Origin of the sequence: Pseudooceanicola nanhaiensis, from assembly GCF_020171315.1 — a bacterium.
Taxonomy (GTDB): domain Bacteria; phylum Pseudomonadota; class Alphaproteobacteria; order Rhodobacterales; family Rhodobacteraceae; genus Pseudooceanicola; species Pseudooceanicola nanhaiensis_A.
Map to the genome: position 1 here is coordinate 386653 of NZ_JAIUZP010000006.1, position 22599 is coordinate 409251.

Here is a 22599-nt window from a genome sequence, read left to right on the forward strand (position 1 = left end):
GGGTCAGCCTTTCATCACGTTGACGTCTTCCACGGCGATCGTGCCGCGGTTGCGGAAGAAGCAAACAAGGATGGCAAGACCGATGGCCGCCTCGGCCGCCGCGACGGTCAGCACCAGCAGCGTGAAGACCTGCCCCGCCAGATCGCCCAGGAAGGAGGAGAAGGCGACGAAGTTGATGTTCACCGCCAGCAGGATCAGCTCGATCGACATCAGCAGGATGATGACGTTCTTCCGGTTCAGGAAGATGCCGAAGATGCCGATGACGAACAGCACGGACGCCACCGTCAGGTAATGTTCCAGTCCGATCGTCATGCGTCCGCTCCTCTTCGCTTGTGGCTCTGGGAGAGCCCCACCACGACGGGGACACTCGGGCCCCCGCAAAAGATGGCTATCCAGCTGGCTGTGCTCATCGCTGTCCCGTTCCTTCCCCCCTGTCTGTCGCGGGGGTCCTAACCTTGTCGTCAGGCCCGCGCCCGGGGCGCGCGCCGTCTATGCTGTCGTCCCGGCGGTGCGGGCTCCGCCCCCGAGGGGCTGGCAGTGGCTCAGAGCCCCTGCCCCGGTTTCACGTCCTTCAGCTCCAGCGCCTTGGCCGGATCGCGCCACATCTGCTGCAGCACGTCCTGCCGCTTGACGTTGGTGCGATGGCGCAGGGTCAGGACGATGGCGCCGATCATGGCGACCAGCAGGACCAGACCCGCAAGCTGGAACACGAGGAAGTAATCGTCATAGATCAGCAGGCCGAGCGCCCGGGTGTTGTCCACGCCCTCGGGCGTGACGGCGACCCGCGCGGCCTCTGCCGTGGCGGAGGCTTCCCAGACACCGAAGGCCATGCCGAGTTGCATCAGCAGCACGAGGCCGATCAACAGCGCCAGCGGCATGTAGCGCGCCATCTCTGCCTTCAACTCGGCAAAGTCGACGTCCAGCATCATGACCACGAAGAGGAAGAGCACCGCGACCGCGCCCACGTAGACGATGACCAGAAGCATCGCCACGAATTCCGCCCCCAGCAGGACGAAGAGCCCCGCCGCCGAGAGGAAGGCCAGGATCAGCCACAACACCGAGTGCACGGGGTTGCGGGCAAGGACCGTGAAGAGCCCGCCCACGATCACCGAGATCGCGAAGAGATAGAAGGCCAGCGCCGCGAAGGTCATGTCTCGTCATCCTCTTGTTCGTCCATGACCTCCTTGGCAAGCTGCGCGGCCCGGGTCATGGCGGGTATGCCGGCGAACATCGACATCTGGGCGATGGCCTCGGCAATCTCCTGTTTCGTGGCGCCCGCTTCCAGCAGGTGCCGTACCGTGACGCGCAGCTGCGTATCCGCCTGCGCGCCCTGCATTGTCAGTCCAGCGAGGGTCAGGAACAGCCGTGTCTTGCTGTCCAGCCCCTCCTTGTTGAAGGCCTTCCCGAAGGCGACCTCCATCCATTCCTTGGGCATCGTCGGCCACAGCGCCTCGAACCCTTTCGGGGTGAAGCTTTCCAGCGCGGGGTTCATGGCCTTCACCATCTCCTGCGCCTGCTGGATCATCATCTCGAAGGGGTTCTTGCTGTCAGCCATGCGCGTCTCCGGATGCTATATGCCCAAGTGAACGGTTCATCGGTAAGGCGCGTCCAGTTCGAGGTTCCGCGCGATCTCGGCTTCCCAGCGGGCGCCGTTGTCCAGAAGCTTCTCCTTGTTGTAGAACAGCTCCTCGCGGGTCTCGGTGGCGAACTCGAAGTTCGGGCCCTCGACGATGGCATCCACCGGGCAGGCTTCCTGGCAGAAGCCGCAGTAGATGCATTTCGTCATGTCGATATCGTACCGCGTGGTCCGGCGGCTGCCGTCCTCGCGCGGTTCCGCGTCGATGGTGATCGCCTGTGCCGGGCAGATCGCCTCGCACAGCTTGCAGGCGATGCAGCGTTCCTCGCCGTTGGGGTAGCGGCGCAGGGCGTGCTCCCCCCGGAAGCGCGGCGACAGCGGCCCCTTTTCATGCGGGTAGTTCACCGTGGCCTTGGGGGCCAGCAGGTATTTGAACCCCAGCTTGAAGCCCTTGAAGACGTCTTGCAGCAGGAAGTATTTCGCTGCCCGGCCGTAGTCGATGTTCGCCATGGATCAGCCTCCAATCGCCCAGCGGGCATAGGCACCGCCGAAGAGTTCGAATTTCGCAAGGAATGCCACCAGCACGACCCAGATCAGGGACATGGGCAGGAAGACCTTCCAGCCGATCCGCATCAGCTGGTCGTAGCGGTAGCGCGGGGTGATCGCCTTCACCATCGCGAAGATGAAGAAGACGAAGCACATCTTGCCGACCATCCAGAGCACGCCATCGGGCAGGCCCGGGATCGGGGACAGCCAGCCGCCAAGGAAGAGCAGCGAGACAAGCGCGCACATCAGCACGATCGCCACGTATTCGCCGATCATGAACAGCAGGAACGGGGTCGAGCTGTATTCCACCTGATACCCGGCCACGAGTTCGGATTCCGCTTCCGGAAGGTCGAACGGCGGGCGGTTCGTTTCGGCCAGCGCCGAGATGAAGAACAGGAAGACCATCGGGAAGTGCGGCAGCCAGTACCACGAGAACAGGCCATAGGCGCCGTCCTGTGCCTTGACGATGTCCCCGAAGTTCATCGAGCCGGTCGAGATGATCACGCCGATGATGATCAGCCCCAGCGAGACCTCGTAGGAGATCATCTGCGCCGCCGAGCGGAGCGAGCCGAGGAAGGGATATTTCGAGTTCGAGGCCCAGCCCCCCATGATCACGCCGTAGACCTCGAGCGAGGAGACCGCGAAGACATAGAGGATGGCGACGTTGATGTCCGAGAGCACCCAGCCGTCGTTGAAGGGGATCACCGCCCAGGCGATCATCGCCAGCACGAAGCTGAGCATCGGCGCCAGAAGGAAGACGAACTTGTCAGCGCCTGCCGGGATCACCACTTCCTTGGTGATGTACTTCAGGAAGTCCGCGAAGCTCTGCATCAGGCCGAAGACGCCGACCACGTTGGGCCCGCGGCGCAGTTGGACCGCGGCCCAGATCTTGCGGTCCGCGTAGAGCAGGAAGGCCAGGGCAACCAGCAGCGGCAGGACGATCAGAAGCACCTGTCCGATGATGAGGAGCGCAATGCCAAGCGGGTGGGATTGAAAGAAGTCTGCCATAGGTCCTCACACCATCGGTATTCCGTTTTCCGCGCAGCTGGCGGCGACGACTTCGGCGTCGATTGTACTCAGGCCGCGGGGCAGGCTCGCCGAGATGGTATAAACCGCATCCGCCTGCCAGAGACCAGTGTTCTCGGCCACGTTCGTGCGCACGTGACGTGCGAAACCGTAGCCCCGGATCAGCGCATATTGCGCCGCTGCGCATTCGGCGTAGCGCGACACGTCAGCCTCGCCCCGCGCGCCGCGCATTTTCACATGGAAGGACACGAGGTCCCCGTCCAGAAGCCGCGTCTCGATCCCCTCGTAGGAGGCCGAGCCCGCGGGCGCGGCGGCACGTGCCACCTCCGCGCCCGTGTCGGCCGCGGTGCAGGCCGCCAGGGCCGCCGTGGATATGAGGGCTGCGCGCAGCACCCTTATTCCGCCGCCATCGGGGCTGCGGCCCGGGCTGCAGCCTGCGCCGCAAGCTCGCCCATCACCTGGCTGGCCCGCGCGATGGGGTTCGTCAGGTAGAAGTCCCCCAGCACGTTCTTGAAGGTCGCCTCGCCAAGGCTGTCGATCTCGACCGCGGTCCATGCGTTTTCCGGCACGCTGTCGATTGCGGCGAGGTGCGGCACCTCGGCCACCAGCTTCTGGCGCAGCTGCGCGAGGCTGTCATAGGGCAGCTGTGCCCCGGCCTCGGCCGAGAGCGCACGCAGGATGGCCCAGTTCTCCTTCGCCTCGCCGGGGGCGAACCCGGCGCGCAGCGCCAGCTGCGGACGGCCCTCGGTGTTGACGAAGAGACCGTTCTCTTCGGTGTAGGCCGCGCCCGGCAGGATCACGTCGGCGCGGTGTGCGCCGCGGTCCCCATGGGAGCCCTGGTAGATCACGAAGGCGCCCTCGCCGATCTCCACCTCGTCCGCGCCGAGGTTGTAGATCACCTCGGCCCCGTCCAGCGCGGCGGTCAGCCCGCCTTCGGTCACGGCACCGATGTCCATAGCCCCCACGCGGCTGGCCGCGGTGTGCAGGATCATCAGCTTGGAGTTCGAATTCTCCGCCAGCTTCATGGCATGGGCGAGGACCGACAGGCCATCCGCCTCGCGCAGGGCGCCCTGCCCCACGATGACGATGGATTTCTTGTCCTTGGTCGCGCCGATCTCTTTCGAAGACAGGCTTTCCAGCGCGGCGCGGTCGGTGCCGACGTGGACGTAGTCATAGGTCAGGTCCGCCGCTTCGCCGACGAGGCCGATGGTGGCGCCGTTCAGCCAGGCCTTGCGGATGCGGGCGTTCAGCACCGGGGCCTCGACCCGCGGGTTGGTCCCGATCAGCTGGATCATCTCGGCGTCGTCGATATCCGCGATGCTGGCGGTGCCGACGTAGCCCGACCGGTTGCCCGCCGGCAGCCGCGCGCCATCGGTGCGGCATTCGACGGACCCGCCCAGCCCCTCGACCAGTTGCTTGAGCGCAAAGGCCGCTTCGACCGGCACGAGGTCACCGACGAGGCCGAGGACCTTCTTGCCCTTCATCGCCGTGGCGGCGGCGGCAAGCGCCTCGCCCCAGCTGGCGGGCTTCAGCTTGCCGTCGACGCGGACATAGGGGCGATCCAGACGCTGGCGGCGCAGGCCGTCCCAGACGAAGCGGGTCTTGTCCGAGATCCATTCCTCGTTCACGCCGTCATGGTTGCGCGGCAGGATGCGCATCACTTCGCGGCCCTTGGTATCGACCCGGATGTTCGAGCCGAGCGCGTCCATGACGTCGATCGTTTCGGTCTTGGTCAGTTCCCACGGGCGGGCGGTGAAGGCATAGGGCTTCGACACCAGCGCCCCCACGGGGCACAGGTCGATGATGTTGCCCTGCATGTTCGAGTCGAGCGTCTGGTTGAGGTAGGAGGTGATCTCCGCATCCTCGCCCCGGCCCGTCTGGCCCATCTGGTGCAGGCCCGCGACCTCGGTCGTGAAGCGCACGCAGCGGGTGCAGGAAATGCAGCGCGTCATGTGGGTCTCGACCAGCGGGCCGAGGTTCAGGTCATCGGAGGCGCGCTTCGGCTCGCGGTAGCGCGAGAAGTCCACGCCATAGGCCATCGCCTGGTCCTGCAGGTCGCATTCCCCGCCCTGGTCGCAGATCGGGCAGTCGAGCGGGTGGTTGATGAGCAGGAACTCCATCACCCCCTCGCGGGCCTTCTTCACCATGGGCGAGTTGGTCTTGACCACCGGCGGCTGGCCTTCCGGCCCGGGGCGCAGGTCCTTGACCTGCATCGCGCAGGAAGCGGCGGGCTTCGGCGGGCCGCCGACGACCTCCACAAGGCACATCCGGCAGTTGCCGGCAATCGACAGGCGTTCGTGGTAGCAGAAGCGCGGCACCTCGATCCCGGCCTGTTCGCAGGCCTGAATGAGCGTCAGACGCGGATCGACCTCGATTTCCTGGTCGTCGATGATGATCTTGCGAAGGTCAGACATGGTGGCTCACTTTGCTTTCAGAAGGACGCCGATCTGGCTGCCGCGGGCGATTTCCTGCTCGCCCAGGGTGCACAGATCCGCCGTGACGGCGGGGTCCAATCCACGAGATTTCATGTAGTTTTCGCCGAGGACGCGAATGCGGTCCTCTTCCTCGTCGCTCTTGATGTAGGCCTTGATCTCGGCGTCGGAGTAGCCGAGCTCCTTGGCCTGCGTCCGCAGATCGTAGAGGAAGGCGAGGCCCTTGAGGGTGCGGGCGTCGATGCTCGGGCATTTGTCGCTGATCTCGATCGCGATGCCGACCCAGAGCATGTTGTTGTCGATCTTGTCGACCGTGCGCAGCGGCGGCAGCTCCGCCGCAGCGGCGGTGGCCGTCAGCGTGGCAAGACCCAGAACGGCAGGGCGGATCAGGTTGGTCAGGCGCATGTCTTCACTCCCTTCATGCAGCACAGCGGGGCCGCGAAATCGCAGCCCCCATCCGTGCTACAGATGGGGCGAAGGGGCTTTGCTATCCAATAGCAGCCCGCTTTCGCTGGAGATATGCGACGGAACCCGCTCATCAGCCGCGCGTCTCCCGCCGGGAATATGCCGTCATCCTTACCATCCGACGCAGGTCCCGCTGAGGATCAGGTCGTCGCCCGGCTGCACCTGCGCGGTCTCGGGACCGGCCTGCCAGGTCTTGTCGGACATGCCGAACTGGCGGATGCAGTAGCGCGTGGCCTCCCACTCGCCGGCCTGCCGCGCGCCTTCGAGGCCCTGCGAGGCCTTCGAGATCACCGCGGTGAAGACCGCCGGGTCCTCGTCCGAGGGCGTCACCTTGGCCGGGTAGAAGTTACCCTGGAAATAGGTGCGGCTGCTGCTCGACATGAACTTGGACGAGCGGTTGCCGCAGCCCGCCAGCAGGGCGAGCAGCGCAACGCCGATCAGGGTGGCAAGAGTGAACTTCATGGTACCTTTCCGCGAGGCTCCGCCAAGACCCGCGACCGCCAACGCCCCCGAGGGGACGCCGCGCAGCTGGGGATCGGCGAGAGGCTTCGTCATCTTCATTCCGCTGCCATCACCGTGGCGCCGCGCCCGGTGCGCTTGGCCTTGATGCGGTCCTCGATCTCGTCCCGGAAGTGACGGATCAGGCCCTGGATCGGCCAGGCCGCCGCATCGCCGAGCGCGCAGATCGTGTGCCCCTCGACCTGCTTGGTCACCGAGAGCAGCATGTCGATTTCCTCGACCTCGGCATCGCCGGTCACCAGACGGTCCATGACCCGCATCATCCAGCCGGTACCTTCCCGGCAGGGCGTGCACTGGCCGCAGCTTTCATGCTTGAAGAACTTCGACAGGCGCCAGACGGCCTTCACCACGTCGACCGAGTTGTCCATGACGATCATGCAGCCGGTCCCGAAGGAGGACTGGTTCTGCCGCATCCAGTCGAAGTCGAAGATCGCGTCTTCCAGCTTCTCCTTGGGGAGCACCGGGCAGGAGGCCCCGCCGGGGATGATGGCCTTGAGGTTGTCCCAGCCGCCGCGGATGCCGCCGCCGTGCTTCTCGATGATCTCGCGGACGGAGAGCGACATCTCCTCCTCGAAGACGCAGGGCGTGTTCACGTGGCCGGTCAGCGCCATCAGCTTGGTGCCGGCGTTGTTCGGACGGCCGAAGGAGCTGAACCATTCCGGGCCGCGGCGCAGGATGGTCGGCACGACGGCGATGGATTCCACGTTGTTCACCGTGGTCGGGCAGCCATAGAGGCCGGCACCGGCGGGGAACGGCGGCTTCATCCGGGGCATGCCCTTCTTGCCTTCGAGGCTCTCGATCAGGGCGGTTTCCTCGCCGCAGATATAGGCCCCGGCCCCGTGGTGCAGGAAGACGTCGAAGGAATAGCCGGACTTGCAGGCGTCCTTGCCGAGGAAGCCCGCGTCATAGGCCTCGTCGATGGCGGCCTGCAGGGCCTCCTTCTCGCGGATGTATTCGCCGCGGATGTAGATGTAGGCCGCAACCGCGTTCATGGCGAAACCGGCGATCAGCGCGCCTTCGACCAGCGTGTGCGGGTCGTGGCGCATGATCTCGCGGTCCTTGCAGGTCGCGGGTTCGGATTCGTCGGCGTTGATCACCAGGTAGGACGGACGGCCGTCGCTTTCCTTGGGCATGAAGGACCACTTCAGCCCGGTGGGGAAGCCTGCGCCGCCCCGGCCCCGCAGGCCCGAGTCCTTGACCTGCTGGATGATCCAGTCACGGCCGTTGCCAAGGATCTTGGCGGTGCCGTCCCAGTGGCCGCGCGCCTGAGCGCCCTTCAGGCTGCGATCGTGCATCCCGTAGAGGTTCGTGAAAATCCGGTCCTGATCCTTCAGCATCAAGCGTCCCCTAGTTGTCGCGGCGCGCGCGCCAGATTTGCATGGCGACCACGATCGCCCAAATGAGCGCGGCGATCGCCGCAAAGTCGAACAGGAAGGCATAGCGCCCCGGCAGGCCCAGTGCCGGGCCAAGCCATTGCGCGGCGATCCACAGAAGCATCGTGACTGCGATCACGATCGACACCACGCGCCCCTTGCGCGCCAGCATCGCCTCCTGCGTATCGTCGTTCTGCGGTCCCATCATCCCTCAGTCCAGCGTGCCGATCCGGCACGTCACGTCTCGTTCCCGGTCGCCCCGGTGGCCAGTGCCCCGGCCTGGGTGACCCAGTCGTCCCGGCTGACCCGGCCCCGGAACCCGACGAGGTGCTCATCGGCCCAGGCCACGTCGGCCTTCGTCCATCCCGCGATCTGGTCGAAATAGTAAATCCCCATCTCGTTCAGCATCGCCTCCAGCTTCGGGCCCACGCCCTTGATCCGCTTCAGGTCGTCCGCCCCGCCCTCTCGCGGGGCCGACAGCCGTGCCGGGCCCTCAGCCGTCTTTTCCGCCACCTCGTCGGTCGCGGCCTGCGCCAGAGCCACCCGGGCCCCCGCGGCGGGGGCCACCGGTGCCGGCTGGGCGGCGGGCGCCTCGGCCAGCGCCGGGCGCTCCGGCATCCCTGCCCCGCGTGCCGGACCGTGGTCCCAGAGCGCGCCGGAGCAGACAGTCTCGAGTCCGGCCCAGATCACCAGAGCGCCAAGCGCAATGGCAAGGATCACGGCCAGCCAGCCGAAGCCGAAGATGGCGACGAAGACCAGCGCGACGAACACCCCCAGGGCGACAAAGACCGCCTGGCAGATCCCTTCGTTGAGCTTGGTCCGATCCGTCACACCTCAGGCCCTTTCCCGGCTGTTACTCGTCGTCGTAGACGCCGCCCTTCTTCACGCGCGACGCAAATTCCGTCATCTCGCCCTTGGCCAGTTGCCGGGCCTGAACGACCCAGTTGTCCCGGCTCACGCGGCCCTTGAAGCCAACGAGGTTCTGGTCGACCCAAGCCACCTCTTCCGGGCCCCAGGCGGCGACCTGGTCGAAGTGGAAGACACCCAGCTCGTGCAGCAGCCCTTCCAGCTTCGGACCGACGCCCTTGATCATCTTCAGATCGTCGGGGCCCCCGTCGCGGGCGGCGTCCATCACTTGCGGTTTCTTGCCGTCGCCTTCCGCCGCCAGCACGGGTGCCTCGACCGCGTCCGGCTTGGCCGTGGAGGAAGCCTTGGCCTCCTGCTCGGTCACGCCGGTGGCGTCCGCGGGCTTGCCCTTGGCGGGACGGGGCGCGTCGGCTTTCGCCTTGGCGTCCTTTTTCTTGGATGTCTTCGGCGCGTCGGTGCCCTGCCACGGCGCGGTCAGCGGCACTTCGGTGCCGTCGATGCGCTTGACGGTGTCACCGATATCCACGGCCCGCTGCGCCGAGGCGTTGTACTGCGTGCGCCCGCTTTCCCACTCGGTCAGAACCACGAGACCGGCCGAAGGCTCCGAGGAGAAGCGACCGTTCTGCGGACCGGGCACGGGCACGGCGCCCTTGGCCAGTTCGTCGATGATCTCTCCCAGCCGCTTGGCGGTCAGATCCTCGTAGTAGTCCTTGCCGATCTGGGCCATCGGCGCATTCGCGCAGGCGCCCAGGCATTCGACCTCTTCCCAGCTGAACTTGCCGTCGTCCGACAGCATGTGGGCCTTGGGGGCGATCTTGTCCTTGCAGACCGCGATCAGGTCCTCGGCGCCGCAGATCATGCAGGTCGTGGTGCCACAGACCTGAATATGCGCAACGGACCCAACGGGTTGCAGCTGGAACATGAAGTAGAAGGTCGCGACTTCGAGCGCCCGGATATAGGCCATGCCCAGCAGGTCGGCGACATATTCGATGGCGGGCTTGGTCAGCCAGCCTTCCTGTTCCTGCGCCCGCCACAGCAGCGGAATGATCGCCGAGGCCTGACGGCCCTCGGGATACTTGGTGATCTGCGCCTCGGCCCAGGCCATGTTGGCGGGCGTGAACGCGAAGCTGGCAGGTTGCTCAGAGTGAAGACGGCGCAGCATCAGGCACAGGCTCCGGTTGTCAGTTTCACGCCGCCGCCTTCAAGGGGCACGGCTTCGTCGCGGGACATCAGGTACTGCCCCATCGCAATCGTCTGCTCGCGGGTCATCCCGGTTTGCAGCTCGACAGGCAGGTAGTCCCGCTCGGTCTTCATCTCGCAGCCGATGGAGGCGACGGCGGCCTTGTAGGCCTCTGCATCCTCGGGCTTGACCCCCTCGGGGATCGGCTCACAGGCGGCCAGAAGAAGCGGCAGGACAAAGAGCCCGCCCACCATGCGTGTGTTCAGGAAAGCCATCAGCGGTCCACCTCTCCGAAAACGATATCGAGCGTCCCGATGATCGCCGCCACGTCGGCCAGCTGGTGGCCCTTGGCAACATAGTCCATCGACTGCAGGTGCAGGTACCCCGGCGCACGGATCTTGGCGCGGTAGGGTTTGTTGCTGCCGTCCGACTTCAGGTAGACGCCGAATTCGCCCTTGGGCGCCTCGACGGCGGCGTAGACCTCGCCTTCCGGGACGTGGAAGCCTTCGGTGTAGAGCTTGAAGTGGTGGATCAGGCTTTCCATCGAGGTCTTCATGTCCGACCGTTTCGGCGGCGTCAGCTTGCCGCGCGCCAGCACGTCGCCGGTGGCTTCGCGCAGCTTCACGATGGCCTGACGGATGATCTTGGTCGACTCGCGCATCTCGGCCATGCGGACGAGGTAGCGGTCATAGCAGTCGCCGTTCTTGCCGACGGGGATCTGGAAGTCGAACTCGTCATAGCATTCGTAGGGCTGCGCGCGGCGCAGGTCCCATGCCAGGCCCGAGCCCCGGACCATCACGCCCGAATAGCCCCAGTTCTGGATGTCTTCCTCGGTGATCACACCGATGTCGACGTTGCGCTGCTTGAAGATCCGGTTTTCCGTCAGCAGACCGTCGATGTCGTCCAGCCGGTTGGGGAAACGGATCGCCCATTCCTCGATATCGTCGAGCAGCTTGTCGCTGATGTCCTGGTGCACCCCGCCCGGGCGGAAGTAGGCCGCGTGCAGGCGCGCGCCACAGGCCCGTTCGTAGAAGATCATCAGGTCTTCACGTTCCTCGAAGCCCCAGAGCGGCGGCGTCAGCGCGCCCACGTCCATGGCCTGCGTGGTGACGTTCAGCAGGTGGTTCAGCACCCGGCCGATTTCCGAGTAGAGCACGCGGATCAGCGAGGCGCGGCGCGGCACCACGGTGCCTGTCAGCTTCTCGATCGCGAGGCACCAGGCGTGTTCCTGGTTCATCGGCGCCACGTAGTCCAGCCGGTCGAAATACGGCAGGTTCTGGAGATAGGTCCGGCTCTCCATCAGCTTCTCGGTGCCACGGTGCAGCAGGCCGATATGCGGATCGCAGCGTTCCACGATCTCGCCGTCCAGTTCCAGCACGAGGCGCAGCACGCCGTGCGCCGCAGGGTGCTGCGGGCCGAAGTTGATGTTGAAGTTGCGGATCTTCTGTTCGCCGGTCAGGGCGTCTTCGAAACCTTTCGAACCGTCCATCACTTTGCCTCCGCCTTGTCGTCGCCGGGCAGGATGTATTCGGCACCCTCCCACGGGGACATGAAATCGAACTGCCGGTATTCCTGAACCAGTTTCACCGGCTCGTAGACCACGCGTTTCTGGACTTCGTCATAGCGCACCTCGGTATAGCCCGTGGTGGGGAAGTCCTTGCGCAGCGGATGCCCGGTGAAGCCATAGTCGGTCAGCAGGCGGCGCAGGTCGGGGTGGCCGCTGAACAGGATGCCGAACATGTCGTAGACTTCGCGCTCGAACCAGTTGGCCGAGGGATGAATGCCGGTGATCGAGGGCACCATCTCATCCTCGCGGATCGAGACCCGCAGGCGGATGCGCTGGTTCTGGTACATGGACAGGAAGTGGTAGACCACGTCGAACCGTTTGGCGCGGTCGGGGTAGTCCACGGCGGTCACATCCACCAGCGAGGAAAACTTGCAGTTGCCGTCGGTGCGCAGGAACTCAACGAGACCGGCGATATTCGCCGGGGTCACATCCACGTTCAGCTCACCGTAGGAGACATCCCACGACAGGACGCAATCGGGGCGCTTCGCCTCGATCAGCGTGCCAAGCTCGGAGAGGGCTGCGGTCTGTGCGTCGCTCATGCCTTACCTCGTGATCGTGCCGGTGCGGCGGATTTTCCGGGCCAGTTGCAGGATGCCATAGAGCAGCGCCTCTGCGGTCGGGGGGCAGCCGGGGACGTAGATGTCCACGGGGACGATCCGGTCACAGCCGCGCACCACGGAATAGCTGTAGTGGTAGTAGCCGCCACCATTGGCGCAGGAGCCCATGGAGATCACGTAGCGCGGCTCGGGCATCTGGTCGTAGACCTTGCGCAGCGCGGGGGCCATCTTGTTGGTCAGCGTGCCGGCGACGATCATCACGTCGGACTGGCGCGGGGAGGCCCGGGGCGCGATGCCGAAGCGCTCGGCGTCGTAGCGCGGCATCGAGGTGTGCATCATCTCGACGGCGCAGCAGGCCAGGCCGAAGGTCATCCAGTGCAGCGAGCCGGTGCGCGCCCAGTTGATCAGATCCTCGGTCGAGGTGAGCAGGAAGCCCTTGTCCTGCAACTCGCGGTTCAGCGCCTGGGTGGCGACCTCGCGGTCCGCGCCGGCGGTGTTCGATCCGGTCATCACTCCCATTCCAGGGCTCCCTTCTTCCATTCGTAGGCGAAGCCGATCGTCAGCACCGCGAGGAAGGCCATCATCGACCAGAAAGCCGCCATCGAGATTTCACCGAAGGACACGGCCCAGGGGAACAGGAAGGCAATCTCGAGATCGAAGATGATGAACAGGATGGAGACGAGGTAGAACCGGACATCGAACTTCATCCGCGCGTCGTCGAAGGCGTTGAAGCCGCATTCGTAGGCGCTTACCTTTTCCGGGTCAGGGTTGCGGACGGCGACGACCATTGCGGCGATGATCAGGACGAGGCCCAATCCGATCGCGACGGCCAGAAAGACGAGAATGGGAAGATATTCCCGCAACATCTCTTCCACAGGTGGCTCCTTTCATGCGCGGTGCGCTGCCGGACGAGACCGGCACTGGCTGCGTCCGGGTTTACTCCCGCCCCCCCTCAGCGTCAACCTGACGGGCGCAGATTCCGCAGCGCAGCAAGGGTCCTGTGCCACAGCGGACGCAACGGTATTCTTTCGTACACATACATGGGATGCCGCCGCCGCCGGCGGCGCGGGAATCTCGAGCCCTGTCAGGGATAAGGACGCGTGCCTTGACGCTACGTTAATCGGCGTTGTTCAGCAGGATGCCACAGAAGGCCTGCGACGAATCGAAGCAGTTCGCGCCCCTCGCAGTGGCGATGGGGCTTGACGTGCGGTCCTTGCGCGTCGCCCTGCGGGCCGGCTGTCGCTGCGGCGCAGCAGACCGGGGCGCGATGCCCCTGCCCCAGCCCGTAAAACGGACAGTGTATAGGGAAGTGCCTCGTCCGGTCCCCGTCCACGCGCCCCGATGGCCCCCCGCCTCGCCCGGACAGCGCCCCGCACTTCGCCCAACGACCGGCGCGCGTCAGCCCTTGTCGCGGGTCTGCCAGCCCGGTTTGCGCTTGTCGAAGAAGGCCGCGATCCCCTCGGGCGCTTCCTCCCCCTCCCAGCAGGCCACCAGCTCCGCCACCGAATGGGCGATCTCCTCCTCCGAGATCGGCGGGCCGAGGCGGCGCAGCAGCGCCTTTGCCCGCGCCACCGCCTGTGGGGCGCAGTCGAGGTAGGGCGCGACTTCCTCCTCGATGGCGCGGTCCAGCATGTCCTCCGGCACCACGCGCGCCAGCAGGCCAAGGCGTTCGGCCTCTGCCGCATCGAAGCGACGTCCCGACATGAAGACCCGGCGCGCGTTGCCCTCGCCCATCCGGGCGGCGACATAGGGGCCGATGGTGGCCGGGATCAGGCCAAGGCGCGTTTCGGTCAGCGCCATGGTCACGCCGGGCACGCCCACCGCCACGTCGCAGACCGACACCATGCCAAGCCCGCCGCCAAAGCAATTGCCCTGCACCCGGGCGATCAGCGGCTTGGGCAGGGTGTTGAGCGCCTGCAGCATCCGCGCCAGAGCCCCCGCCTCCCGCGCCCGCGTGGCAGGCGCCGCGTTGAACTGCTCGCGCATCCAGCCGAGGTCCCCGCCCGCGCAGAAGCTGCGCCCCCGCGCCGCCAGCACCACCACCCGGACGGAGCGGTCGGCCCCGAGGATGCGGGCCGCCTCGTGTAGCTCCGCGATCATCCGCGCGGAGAGCGCGTTGTGCTTCTCCGCCCGGTCCAGCCAGAGCCAGGCCACGCCGCGCCCGTCATGCTCGATCGAGATCGTCTCCATCCTCATCTCCCCCGGTGCCCTCACCGTCTTGCACCCAAGAATTTTCGAAAATTCTTGGGAAAATTCTTCGAAGAATTTTCTGCGCCGGCCGTGGCGGAGGCGCGAAACTCTTCCTGATCCCCGGGCCGCCACCGGCCCCATTTGGCCGGCACACTGCCCTCTCTGTCCTGTCCGGAATTTTCGAAAATTCCGGTCCGTTTTCTTCGAAGAAAACGGGTTATCCGCTGCGCATGGCCCGCGCCATGGCCGCCGCCTCGTCCAGCACCTGACGGTCGAGCCCGGCGTCCACGCCCAGCTCTGCCATCCGCGCGGCCACGGCCTCCGTCGCCACGTTGCCCGCGGCCCCCGGCGCATAGGGGCAGCCGCCCAGCCCCCCGACCGCCGCATCGAAGACCGCAAGCCCCAGAGCCATGGAGGCCTCGATATTCTCCAGCGCCCGACCTGCCGTGTCGTGGTAATGCCCCGCCAGCCGCTCTGCCGGCACCTCGGTCAGCACCGCCTCCAGCATGGCGCGGATCGTCTGCGGCGTACCCTGCCCGATCGTGTCGCCGAGGCTGATCTCGTAGCAGCCCATGTCGCGCAGCGCCGCCGCGACGCGGGCGACCGCCGCCGGGGCCACCGGCCCGTCATAGGGGCAATCGGTCACGCAGGAGATATAGCCCCGCAGCGGCACGCCCCGGGCCTGCGCGGCCTCCGCCACAGGTGCGAAACGGTCGAGGCTCTCTGCGATGGAGGCGTTGATATTGGCGCGGCTGAACCCTTCCGAGGCTGCGCCGAAGATCGCCACCTCGTCCGCGCCTGCCGTCACCGCCTCCTCGAAGCCGCGCATGTTCGGCGTCAGCGCCGCGTAGGACACCCCCGGCGCCCGGGCGATCCCCGCCAGCACCTCGGCCGAGCCCGCCATCTGCGGCACCCACTTGGGGCTGACGAAACTGGCGCATTCGATCCGGCGGAACCCGGCGCGCGACAGGCAGTTCACCAGCGCGACCTTCTCGGCCACGGGAATATACTGCTTCTCGTTCTGAAGCCCGTCGCGCGGGCCGACCTCGAAAATCTCGATCCTGTCCATCAGCCCTCCGGCACCGGGTAGAAATCACGGGTGTAGATGCCCTGCCCCGGCTCGGGCAGCGAGGCCTGAAAGGCGGGCCGCTCGGTGATCCGGGCATACCAGGCGGCGGTTTCGGGGAAGCCCTCCAGCGTGGCATAATGCAGCCCCATGTAGACCGCCTGCCCCACGGCGATATCGGCGGCAGAGAAGCCGCTGGTCAGCAGGTGATCGCGGTTCTCCACCGGGGTCGAGAGCCGGGCCTCGATCGCGGCATAGCATTTCTTCAGCCGCGCGGCCTCCAGCTTCATCACGATGGGAGAGCGCATGTGGTCCTCGTAGAGCGCCACATGCTGCTGGGTCAGCGCGGCGCAATGCTGGCTGACGGTCTCGGCGAAATGCACCCATTGCAGCCAGTCGACCCGGTCGAGCGCGCCGGGCAGCCGCCCCATGCCGGCCTCGGGAAAACGTTCGCAGAGGTATTCCAGCATCGCCCCGCTCTCGAACATGGTCTCGCCGTCGATCTCCAGCCCCGGCACCCGGCCCGCGGGCGAGATCGACAGGTATTCCGGGTCGCGCAGCGACTTGTCGAAGGGATGCACCACCAGCTGGAAGGGCACGGCAAGTTCGTTGAGCAGCCAGAGCACCCGCATGGAGCGGCTCTGCGGTACGTGATGCAGGATGATCATTGCGTCCTTTCCCCGGGCCGGGCCCGGTGCAGCGGCAGGCCGCCCGTCGGGGCCGGTGTCACGCTGTCCATGTTTCCTCCCTCCTCCATCTGGCGCAAGCGCCCTGCGGGTCCAGTGCCGAGGGCCGGCGGCGGCCCGCGCCGCCTTCTGCGCCCCTCGCGGCCGCCGTGCGGCGACCGTCTCAGGCGGCGGCCTCCTCCTCCACCGCCTCCAGCCGGATCAGCGCGGCCCCGGCCTCGACCTGCGTGCCTGCGCTGACCATCACCTCGGCCAGCACCCCGTCGCGCGGCGCCAGCAGGGCGTGCTCCATCTTCATCGCCTCCAGCACGGCGAGGCGCTGCCCCTCGGTGACCGTCTCGCCCGCCTCGGCAAAGACCGCCTTCACCAGCCCGGGCATCGGTGCCTCGATCACATCCGCCCCGGCCCCGGCCGCCGCCGCGCGGGCCAGCGGGTCGAGGATGGAGAGGCTCAGCCCATGAGCGCGGAAAAGCGTGATCCGCTCCGCTTCCCGATGCGCCGCCACCGCAGGCCGCCCTCCGATGTGCCAGAGGGAGCCAAGACGCTCGCAGGCGACCTCCTCCCCCGCGACATCGGCACGGATGTGATCCGGCCCGATGACCCGCAGCGTCACCACATGCACCTCGCCATCGGCCAGCAGCGTCACCTGCCGCGCCAGCGGCTGCCAGAGGGTGAAGCCGGTGAGCGGCCCCGAAGCGCCATCGAGCCCGGTCGCGACCAGCGCCGCCTGCGCGAGATCCGCCGCCGTCACCTCGGGCGCCACGGTCAGTTGGTCGAGGTCCCGCGCGATCAGCCCGGTGTCGACCTCGCCCCGCGCAAAGCCCTCGTGCGCCGCAAGCGCCCCGAGGAAGGCGAGGTTGGTCACCGTCCCCGCCACCTCGCAACCCTTCAGCGCGGCGCGCAGGCGCGACAGGGCGATGTCCCGCGTGGGGCCGTGGGTGATGACCTTGGCGATCATCGGATCGTAGAACGGGCTGATCGTGTCGCCGCTGCGCACGCCGGTATCGGCCCGGCAGCCCGCCGGGAACGCCAGATGCGCCAGCGTGCCGGTGGCAGGCAGGAAGCCCGCGGGCACGTCTTCGGCATAGAGCCGCGCCTCGAAAGCATGGCCGGTGATCGTCAGCGCCTCCTGCGCCACGGGCAGCGGCTCGCCCGAGGCCACGCGGATCTGCCACTCCACCAGATCGACACCTGTGATCGCCTCGGTCACGGGATGCTCCACCTGAAGTCGTGTGTTCATCTCCATGAACCAGAAGCCATCGGGGCGCAGCCCGTCGCTGCCATCCACGATGAACTCCACCGTGCCCGCGCCACTATATCCAATGGCCTCTGCCGCACGGACGGCGGCCGCGCCCATGGCCGCGCGCATCTCCTGCGTCATGCCCGGCGCGGGCGCCTCCTCGATCACCTTCTGGTGGCGGCGCTGGAGCGAGCAGTCCCGCTCGAAGAGATGCACCGCGCGGGTGCCATCGCCGAAGACCTGCACTTCGATATGGCGCGGCTTCTGGATGTATTTCTCCACCAGCACGTCGGGGTTGCCGAAGGCGGTACGGGCCTCGCTGCGGGCACTCTCCAGCGCCTCGGCGAAATCGGCGGCGCGCTCCACCAGACGCATCCCCTTGCCACCGCCGCCCGCGACGGCCTTGATCAGCACCGGATACCCGATCTCCTCCGCCGCGCGGCTGAGGGTGTCCCCGGACTGGTCCGCGCCGTGGTAGCCGGGCACGACGGGCACGCCCGCCTCCTCCATCAGCGCCTTGGCCGCGTCCTTCAGCCCCATGGCGCGGATCGCCCGGGCCGAGGGGCCGATGAAGGTCAGCCCTGCCGCCTCCACCGCCGCGACGAAATCGGGGTTCTCGGAGAGGAAGCCATAGCCCGGATGGATCGCCTGCGCGCCCGTGGCCTGCGCCGCTGCAATGATCGCCTCGCCCCGCAGGTAGCTGTCCGCCGGGGCAGCCCCGCCGATAGGCACGGCGGCATCGGCCATCTGCACGTGGCGGGCCCCGGCGTCGGCGTCGGAATAGACCGCGACGCAGCGCAGCCCCATGGCGCGGGCGGTCTCGATCACCCGGCAGGCAATCTCGCCCCGATTGGCGATGAGGATGGTGTCAAACATGTGCGGCCCCCCTACGGGTCAGCCGCACCATCCCGCGCGCCTGCCGCCGGAATAGGGCCGAGCCAGACCCGCTTCGATCATGTGGGTGGCAACGGAGGTGCCGTCCACCCAGAGTTTCACGAGAGCGCGGCCGTAGCGGTCCGTACCCTCCTTGACGATGGTCACCGTCCCGGCCCGCAACAGCAGGAACCGCAGGTGAACGGTCGCCTGCGTTCCCCGCACCCATTCCGAAGTGCATTGCGGGCTGAAAACCTCGGGCGTGTCGAAGCCCCTGAGACGCGCGCTCTCCAGCCCGCGCCCGGGGCACCACGTCCGGACCGTGTCGCCGTCCACGACGGAGACGACCCGGCAGGCGCCTGCGGGCGCACGTTGCACCACGGCCACCGCCGCATCGGGCAGCACCTGCATCACCAAGAGAACAAGCCCCGCGATCCCCGTCAGACGCCAGAGCGTTCGGCGCAGGACGGGCGGCAGCCAGAGCCGCGACACGCCGAAGCGGGTGCGACGGCGAAAGGGGATGACGTTGCGGTGTCTCATGCCCCCCTCCTGCCATCGCGAGATGCCGCGCCCAAGGCGAAATGGTGGCATCTGCCGGGCAAGTACCGATTGCGTGGTCCGCGTGCTGCACCATGATCCAGCTCACATCCGGAACACGCCGAAGCGTGTCTCCTCGATCGGGGCGTTCAGCGCGGCCGAGAGGCTCAGCGCCAGCACGTCGCGGGTCTTGCGAGGGTCCACGATGCCGTCATCCCAGAGCCGGGCCGAGGCATAGAGCGGGTGCGATTGTTCCTCGAACATGTCGATGGTGGGCTGCTTGAAGGCGGCCTCCTCCTCGGCGCTCCACGTCCCGCCCGCGCGTTCGATCGCATCGCGTTTCACCGTCGCCAGCACACCCGCCGCCTGCGGCCCGCCCATGACCGAGATCCGGCTGATCGGCCAGGACCACATGAAGCGCGGCTGGTAAGCCCTTCCGGCCATGCCATAATTCCCCGCCCCGAAAGAGCCGCCCACCACCATGGTGATCTTGGGGACCGAAGTGGTGGCCACCGCCGTCACCATCTTGGCGCCGTGCCGGGCGATGCCCTCGTTCTCGTACTTGCGGCCCACCATGAAGCCGGTGATGTTCTGCAGGAAGACCAGCGGCACATTGCGCTGCGAACAGAGCTCGACGAAATGCGCGCCCTTCTGCGCGGCCTCGGAGAAGAGCACCCCGTTGTTCGCCACGATCCCCACCGGGCAGCCCCGGATATGGGCAAAGCCCGTGACCAGCGTCTCGCCGTAGCGCGCCTTGAACTCGTCGAAGCGCGAGCCGTCCACGGTGCGGGCGATCACCTCGCGGATGTCATAGGGCGTGCGCAGGTCGGGGGGCACGACACCCAGCAGCTCTTCCGGGTCATAGGCGGGCTCTTCCACGCTCTCCCACCGCACCGTAGCAGGTTTCTCACGGTTCAGCGCCCCCACGGCCCGGCGGGCGAGTGCGAGCGCATGGGCGTCATCCTCGGCAAGGTAATCCGCCACGCCGGACAGCCGCGTGTGCACGTCACCGCCGCCGAGGTCCTCGGCGCTCACCACCTCGCCGGTCGCGGCCTTCACAAGCGGCGGCCCGGCGAGGAAAATCGTCCCCTGCTCCCGCACGATGATCGTCACATCCGACATGGCCGGCACATAGGCCCCGCCTGCGGTGCAGGAGCCCATCACCACGGCGATCTGCGCGATGCCCTTCGCGCTCATCCGCGCCTGGTTGTAGAAGATGCGCCCGAAATGGTCCCGGTCCGGGAAGACCTCGTCCTGGTTGGGCAGGTTCGCGCCCCCGCTGTCCACGAGGTAGAGACAGGGCAGATGGTTCTCCTCGGCGATCTCCTGCGCGCGCAGGTGCTTCTTGACCGAGATCGGGTAATAGGTGCCGCCCTTCACGGTGGCGTCGTTGCAGACCACCATGACCTCCTGCCCCATGACACGGCCCACGCCCGCGATCAGCCCGCCGCAGGGGGCCGCATCCTCGTACATCCCGTGGCCCGCAGTGGCGCCGATTTCCAGAAACGGCGTCCCGGGGTCGAGCAGGTTGGCCACGCGGTCGCGCGGCAGCATCTTGCCCCGGCTCACGTGCCGGTCCCGCGCCCGCGCGCCGCCCCCGGCCGCCGCCGCCTCGGCCGCAGCGCGGACAAGGTCGAGCGCCTCCAGATGGCCCGCGCGATTGGCGCGGAAGGCCTCGCTGGTGGTCAGTGCTGCACTGGATAGCTTCATGCGGCCTCCTCCCCTGCCTCCGCCCCGGCGCGCGCAAAAGGCGCAGCCGAGATACATATTTTCCGTTTATTCCCAAAGGGTAAGCGCATCACGAATTCGTCACGAACTTGATCTGGATCAGGGAGGCGACTCACCGGCAGGCGCATAAGGCCCCCATCAAATCGACCAAAGGGACACTCCCCATGAAGACGCTCATTTCCGCCCTCGCCCTGACGGCTGCCGCAGCCGCTTTTGCGACGCCTGCCGCCGCGCAGTCGAAAGGCGATTTCACGCTGGGTATCGGTATCGCCAACGTGAACCCGAAGAGTGACAACGGCACGCTGGCTGGCGCCAAGGTCACCATCGACGACAACACCCAGCTGTCGCTGACCGGCGAATACTTTGTGATGGACAACGTCGGCATCGAGCTGCTGGCCGCGACGCCCTTCAGCCATGACATCAAGCTGGGCGGCACCTACGCCGGCAAGACCAAGCAGCTTCCGCCGACGCTCTCGCTGAACTACCACTTCCCGACCGCGTCGAACTTCAAGCCGTTCCTCGGCATCGGCGTGAACTACACCACCTTCTTCGACGAAGAGAGCCCGCTCGGCAAACTCCGCCTCGAAGACAGCTGGGGCGTGGCGCTGAACGCAGGCGCCGACTGGATGATCTCGGACGCCGGCGCGATCCGCTTCGACGTGCGCTACATCAAGATCAGCACCGACGCGAAGCTCGACGGCGCCAAGATCGGCACCGCGGACATCGACCCGGTCGTGGTGGGCCTGGGCTACGTACACCGCTTCTGATCCTTCCTTCCGGTTTCTCGACCTTCCCGGGACCGGGCGGCTGCACCACCGCCCGGTCTCGCGGGACAGCGGGCGTCTCCTGCTCTGGCAGGGGGCGCCCGTCTTGCGTTTCGGGCCGTGCATCACATGCTGTTCATCAGCTCGCGGCCGACCAGCATCCGCCGGATCTCCGAGGTGCCCGCGCCGATCTCCATCAGCTTGGCATCGCGGAAGATCCGCGCCACCGGCGCATCGGCCAGGAACCCGGCCCCGCCCATGGCCTGCACCGCCTGGTGGGCGACCTTCATCGCCTCCTCGCTGGCATAGAGCACGCAGGCCGCCGCATCCTGCCGGGTGACCTCGCCCCGGTCACAGGCCTTGGCCACCTCGTAGACATAAGCCCGGGCCGAGTTCATCGCCGTGTACATGTCGGCGATCTTGCCCTGCATCAGCTGGAAATTCCCGATCGACTGGCCGAACTGCTTGCGCTCGACCATGTAGGGCATGACCTCGTCGAGGCAGGCCGCCATGATCCCCGTCCCGATCCCCGAGAGCACGACCCGCTCGTAGTCGAGCCCGGACATCAGCACGCGCACGCCCTTGCCCTCTTCCCCCAGCACGTTCTCGAAGGGCACTTCGACGTTCTCGAAGATCAGCTCCGCCGTGTTCGACCCGCGCATCCCCAGCTTGTCGAAATGCGGGCTGGTGGAGAAGCCGGCCATCTCCTTCTCGATCAGGAAGGCCGTAATCCCCTTGGAGCCCGCCTCCGGATCTGTCTTGGCATAGACCACCAGCGTGTCCGCATCCGGGCCGTTGGTGATCCAGTACTTGTTGCCGTTCAGGATGTAGCGGTCGTTCTTCTTCTCGGCCCGCAGCTTCATCGAAACCACGTCCGACCCAGCGCCCGGCTCCGACATGGCCAGCGCACCTACGTGCTCGCCCGAGACGAGGCCCGGCAGGTACTTGCGTTTCTGCTCTTCGGTGCCGTTCAGCTTGATTTGGTTCACGCAGAGGTTGGAATGCGCGCCATAGGACAGCGACACGCTGGCCGAGGCCCGGGCGATCTCCTCCACCGCGATGGTATGGGCGAGATAGCTCATCCCCGCCCCGCCGTATTCCTCCGGCACGGTGACCCCCAGCAGGCCCATCTCCCCCATCTCGCGCCACAGCGCCGCGGGAAATTCGTTGCTCCGGTCGACCTCTGCCGCAAGCGGCTTCACACGCTCCTGCGCCCAGCGATGCACCGCATCGCGCAGCCCATTCACGTCCTCCCCCAGGTCGAAACGCATCGAGGCGGTGAACATCGCGCCCCTCCTCCCATTAATGAACGCTTGTTCATAGAGTAACCACGGCGTGCCCCGCCCGTCAACAGCCATCGCGCCGCCTTCGCCCCGGCCCGGGGGCGGGTCGAGGGAACAGACAGCG

26 protein-coding genes are annotated in these 22599 nt (G+C 66.9%); 1 reads left to right on the plus strand and 25 read right to left on the minus strand.

Annotated elements, in window-relative coordinates; translation table 11 throughout:
* Window positions 1–3 precede the first annotated feature (3 nt).
* The 24 genes from nuoK to LCM32_RS11930 form a co-directional block, all read right to left on the minus strand.
* A complete protein-coding gene (nuoK, locus tag LCM32_RS11815; RefSeq protein ID WP_222490337.1) occupies window positions 4–312 on the minus strand; it encodes an NADH-quinone oxidoreductase subunit NuoK in 309 nt (102 codons plus the stop codon).
* A gap of 230 nt (window positions 313–542) precedes the next feature.
* Window positions 543–1151, minus strand: coding sequence for an NADH-quinone oxidoreductase subunit J (locus tag LCM32_RS11820; protein WP_224821271.1), 609 nt, complete (start codon window positions 1149–1151; stop codon window positions 543–545).
* Entirely contained in the window at window positions 1148–1555 is a 408-nt protein-coding gene (locus LCM32_RS11825) for a carboxymuconolactone decarboxylase family protein (RefSeq protein WP_224821272.1), read from the minus strand. Before LCM32_RS11825 ends, LCM32_RS11820 begins: the two co-directional genes overlap by 4 nt.
* 36 nt (window positions 1556–1591) lie before the next feature.
* Window positions 1592–2086 carry an NADH-quinone oxidoreductase subunit NuoI gene (nuoI, locus tag LCM32_RS11830; RefSeq protein ID WP_224821273.1) on the minus strand — a complete coding sequence of 165 codons (495 nt, stop codon included), beginning with the start codon at window positions 2084–2086 and terminating at the stop codon, window positions 1592–1594.
* 3 nt (window positions 2087–2089) lie between these two features.
* Window positions 2090–3130, minus strand: a complete 1041-nt coding sequence (gene nuoH / locus LCM32_RS11835; RefSeq protein ID WP_224821274.1) for an NADH-quinone oxidoreductase subunit NuoH — start codon at window positions 3128–3130, stop codon at window positions 2090–2092.
* Window positions 3131–3136: 6 nt separating this feature from the next.
* Window positions 3137–3541, minus strand: a complete 405-nt coding sequence (locus LCM32_RS11840; protein WP_224821275.1) for a hypothetical protein — start codon at window positions 3539–3541, stop codon at window positions 3137–3139.
* Between the two features lie 2 nt (window positions 3542–3543).
* The gene (gene nuoG, locus LCM32_RS11845; RefSeq protein ID WP_224821276.1) at window positions 3544–5562 is read right to left on the minus strand and encodes an NADH-quinone oxidoreductase subunit NuoG; all 2019 of its coding nucleotides are present in this window, start codon (window positions 5560–5562) and stop codon (window positions 3544–3546) included.
* Window positions 5563–5568: 6 nt separating this feature from the next.
* Window positions 5569–5985 carry a DUF5333 domain-containing protein gene (locus LCM32_RS11850; RefSeq protein WP_224821277.1) on the minus strand — a complete coding sequence of 139 codons (417 nt, stop codon included), beginning with the start codon at window positions 5983–5985 and terminating at the stop codon, window positions 5569–5571.
* Window positions 5986–6156: 171 nt separating this feature from the next.
* Window positions 6157–6507 carry a hypothetical protein gene (locus LCM32_RS11855; protein WP_224821278.1) on the minus strand — a complete coding sequence of 117 codons (351 nt, stop codon included), beginning with the start codon at window positions 6505–6507 and terminating at the stop codon, window positions 6157–6159.
* A gap of 95 nt (window positions 6508–6602) precedes the next feature.
* On the minus strand, window positions 6603–7901 hold the full coding sequence (nuoF, locus tag LCM32_RS11860) for an NADH-quinone oxidoreductase subunit NuoF (protein WP_224821279.1): 1299 nt from the start codon (window positions 7899–7901) through the stop codon (window positions 6603–6605).
* 10 nt (window positions 7902–7911) lie between these two features.
* Window positions 7912–8145: a DUF5337 domain-containing protein gene (locus tag LCM32_RS11865; protein ID WP_224821280.1), complete on the minus strand. Its 234-nt coding sequence runs from the start codon at window positions 8143–8145 to the stop codon at window positions 7912–7914.
* 29 nt (window positions 8146–8174) lie between these two features.
* Window positions 8175–8768 carry an NADH:ubiquinone oxidoreductase gene (locus LCM32_RS11870; protein WP_224821281.1) on the minus strand — a complete coding sequence of 198 codons (594 nt, stop codon included), beginning with the start codon at window positions 8766–8768 and terminating at the stop codon, window positions 8175–8177.
* 22 nt (window positions 8769–8790) lie between these two features.
* Entirely contained in the window at window positions 8791–9966 is a 1176-nt protein-coding gene (locus tag LCM32_RS11875) for an NADH-quinone oxidoreductase subunit E (protein WP_224821282.1), read from the minus strand.
* Window positions 9966–10259 (minus strand): hypothetical protein, encoded by a 294-nt coding sequence (locus LCM32_RS11880; protein ID WP_224821283.1) that lies wholly within the window; start codon window positions 10257–10259, stop codon window positions 9966–9968. Before LCM32_RS11880 ends, LCM32_RS11875 begins: the two co-directional genes overlap by 1 nt.
* Entirely contained in the window at window positions 10259–11473 is a 1215-nt protein-coding gene (locus LCM32_RS11885; protein WP_224821284.1) for an NADH-quinone oxidoreductase subunit D, read from the minus strand. Before LCM32_RS11885 ends, LCM32_RS11880 begins: the two co-directional genes overlap by 1 nt.
* Complete coding sequence (locus LCM32_RS11890) at window positions 11473–12090, minus strand: NADH-quinone oxidoreductase subunit C (RefSeq protein ID WP_224821285.1); 618 nt, start codon at window positions 12088–12090, stop codon at window positions 11473–11475. The genes LCM32_RS11885 and LCM32_RS11890 overlap by 1 nt, the downstream gene beginning before the upstream one ends.
* A gap of 3 nt (window positions 12091–12093) precedes the next feature.
* The gene (locus tag LCM32_RS11895; RefSeq protein ID WP_224821286.1) at window positions 12094–12618 is read right to left on the minus strand and encodes a NuoB/complex I 20 kDa subunit family protein; all 525 of its coding nucleotides are present in this window, start codon (window positions 12616–12618) and stop codon (window positions 12094–12096) included.
* Window positions 12618–12983 (minus strand): NADH-quinone oxidoreductase subunit A, encoded by a 366-nt coding sequence (locus LCM32_RS11900; protein ID WP_224821287.1) that lies wholly within the window; start codon window positions 12981–12983, stop codon window positions 12618–12620. The genes LCM32_RS11895 and LCM32_RS11900 overlap by 1 nt, the downstream gene beginning before the upstream one ends.
* A gap of 523 nt (window positions 12984–13506) precedes the next feature.
* On the minus strand, window positions 13507–14298 hold the full coding sequence (locus tag LCM32_RS11905; RefSeq protein WP_412070679.1) for a crotonase/enoyl-CoA hydratase family protein: 792 nt from the start codon (window positions 14296–14298) through the stop codon (window positions 13507–13509).
* Window positions 14299–14515: 217 nt separating this feature from the next.
* Window positions 14516–15367: a hydroxymethylglutaryl-CoA lyase gene (locus tag LCM32_RS11910; protein WP_224821289.1), complete on the minus strand. Its 852-nt coding sequence runs from the start codon at window positions 15365–15367 to the stop codon at window positions 14516–14518.
* Complete coding sequence (locus LCM32_RS11915) at window positions 15367–16032, minus strand: glutathione S-transferase family protein (protein WP_224821290.1); 666 nt, start codon at window positions 16030–16032, stop codon at window positions 15367–15369. Before LCM32_RS11915 ends, LCM32_RS11910 begins: the two co-directional genes overlap by 1 nt.
* Window positions 16033–16213: 181 nt before the next feature.
* On the minus strand, window positions 16214–18166 hold the full coding sequence (locus LCM32_RS11920; protein WP_224821291.1) for an acetyl/propionyl/methylcrotonyl-CoA carboxylase subunit alpha: 1953 nt from the start codon (window positions 18164–18166) through the stop codon (window positions 16214–16216).
* A gap of 18 nt (window positions 18167–18184) precedes the next feature.
* Window positions 18185–18703: a thermonuclease family protein gene (locus LCM32_RS11925; protein ID WP_224821292.1), complete on the minus strand. Its 519-nt coding sequence runs from the start codon at window positions 18701–18703 to the stop codon at window positions 18185–18187.
* A gap of 102 nt (window positions 18704–18805) precedes the next feature.
* On the minus strand, window positions 18806–20410 hold the full coding sequence (locus tag LCM32_RS11930) for a carboxyl transferase domain-containing protein (protein WP_224821293.1): 1605 nt from the start codon (window positions 20408–20410) through the stop codon (window positions 18806–18808).
* A 182-nt stretch (window positions 20411–20592) separates the two neighbouring features.
* Here LCM32_RS11930 and LCM32_RS11935 point away from each other — a divergent pair, with 182 nt between their 5' ends.
* Window positions 20593–21195, plus strand: a complete 603-nt coding sequence (locus LCM32_RS11935; protein ID WP_224821294.1) for an OmpW/AlkL family protein — start codon at window positions 20593–20595, stop codon at window positions 21193–21195.
* Window positions 21196–21317: 122 nt separating this feature from the next.
* Here LCM32_RS11935 and LCM32_RS11940 read toward each other — a convergent pair whose 3' ends face one another.
* Entirely contained in the window at window positions 21318–22478 is a 1161-nt protein-coding gene (locus LCM32_RS11940) for an isovaleryl-CoA dehydrogenase (protein WP_224821295.1), read from the minus strand.
* Between the last annotated feature and the right edge of the window lie 121 nt (window positions 22479–22599).

Bases quoted from the DNA above. Each gene is read 5' to 3' on its own strand.
- nuoI (WP_224821273.1), bottom strand. From the start codon at position 2,086: ATGGCGAACATCGACTACGGCCGGGCAGCGAAATACTTCCTGCTGCAA.
- LCM32_RS11920 (WP_224821291.1), bottom strand. From the start codon at position 18,166: ATGTTTGACACCATCCTCATCGCCAATCGGGGCGAGATTGCCTGCCGG.
- LCM32_RS11915 (WP_224821290.1), bottom strand. From the start codon at position 16,032: ATGATCATCCTGCATCACGTACCGCAGAGCCGCTCCATGCGGGTGCTC.
- LCM32_RS11910 (WP_224821289.1), bottom strand. From the start codon at position 15,367: ATGGACAGGATCGAGATTTTCGAGGTCGGCCCGCGCGACGGGCTTCAG.
- nuoK (WP_222490337.1), bottom strand. From the start codon at position 312: ATGACGATCGGACTGGAACATTACCTGACGGTGGCGTCCGTGCTGTTC.
- nuoG (WP_224821276.1), bottom strand. From the start codon at position 5,562: ATGTCTGACCTTCGCAAGATCATCATCGACGACCAGGAAATCGAGGTC.
- LCM32_RS11865 (WP_224821280.1), bottom strand. From the start codon at position 8,145: ATGATGGGACCGCAGAACGACGATACGCAGGAGGCGATGCTGGCGCGC.
- LCM32_RS11890 (WP_224821285.1), bottom strand. From the start codon at position 12,090: ATGAGCGACGCACAGACCGCAGCCCTCTCCGAGCTTGGCACGCTGATC.
- nuoF (WP_224821279.1), bottom strand. From the start codon at position 7,901: ATGCTGAAGGATCAGGACCGGATTTTCACGAACCTCTACGGGATGCAC.
- LCM32_RS11855 (WP_224821278.1), bottom strand. From the start codon at position 6,507: ATGAAGTTCACTCTTGCCACCCTGATCGGCGTTGCGCTGCTCGCCCTG.
- LCM32_RS11905 (WP_412070679.1), bottom strand. From the start codon at position 14,298: ATGGAGACGATCTCGATCGAGCATGACGGGCGCGGCGTGGCCTGGCTC.
- LCM32_RS11880 (WP_224821283.1), bottom strand. From the start codon at position 10,259: ATGGCTTTCCTGAACACACGCATGGTGGGCGGGCTCTTTGTCCTGCCG.
- LCM32_RS11820 (WP_224821271.1), bottom strand. From the start codon at position 1,151: ATGACCTTCGCGGCGCTGGCCTTCTATCTCTTCGCGATCTCGGTGATC.
- LCM32_RS11885 (WP_224821284.1), bottom strand. From the start codon at position 11,473: ATGGACGGTTCGAAAGGTTTCGAAGACGCCCTGACCGGCGAACAGAAG.
- LCM32_RS11930 (WP_224821293.1), bottom strand. From the start codon at position 20,410: ATGAAGCTATCCAGTGCAGCACTGACCACCAGCGAGGCCTTCCGCGCC.
- LCM32_RS11850 (WP_224821277.1), bottom strand. From the start codon at position 5,985: ATGCGCCTGACCAACCTGATCCGCCCTGCCGTTCTGGGTCTTGCCACG.
- nuoH (WP_224821274.1), bottom strand. From the start codon at position 3,130: ATGGCAGACTTCTTTCAATCCCACCCGCTTGGCATTGCGCTCCTCATC.
- LCM32_RS11940 (WP_224821295.1), bottom strand. From the start codon at position 22,478: ATGTTCACCGCCTCGATGCGTTTCGACCTGGGGGAGGACGTGAATGGG.
- LCM32_RS11895 (WP_224821286.1), bottom strand. From the start codon at position 12,618: ATGACCGGATCGAACACCGCCGGCGCGGACCGCGAGGTCGCCACCCAG.
- LCM32_RS11925 (WP_224821292.1), bottom strand. From the start codon at position 18,703: ATGAGACACCGCAACGTCATCCCCTTTCGCCGTCGCACCCGCTTCGGC.
- LCM32_RS11825 (WP_224821272.1), bottom strand. From the start codon at position 1,555: ATGGCTGACAGCAAGAACCCCTTCGAGATGATGATCCAGCAGGCGCAG.
- LCM32_RS11875 (WP_224821282.1), bottom strand. From the start codon at position 9,966: ATGCTGCGCCGTCTTCACTCTGAGCAACCTGCCAGCTTCGCGTTCACG.
- LCM32_RS11935 (WP_224821294.1), top strand. From the start codon at position 20,593: ATGAAGACGCTCATTTCCGCCCTCGCCCTGACGGCTGCCGCAGCCGCT.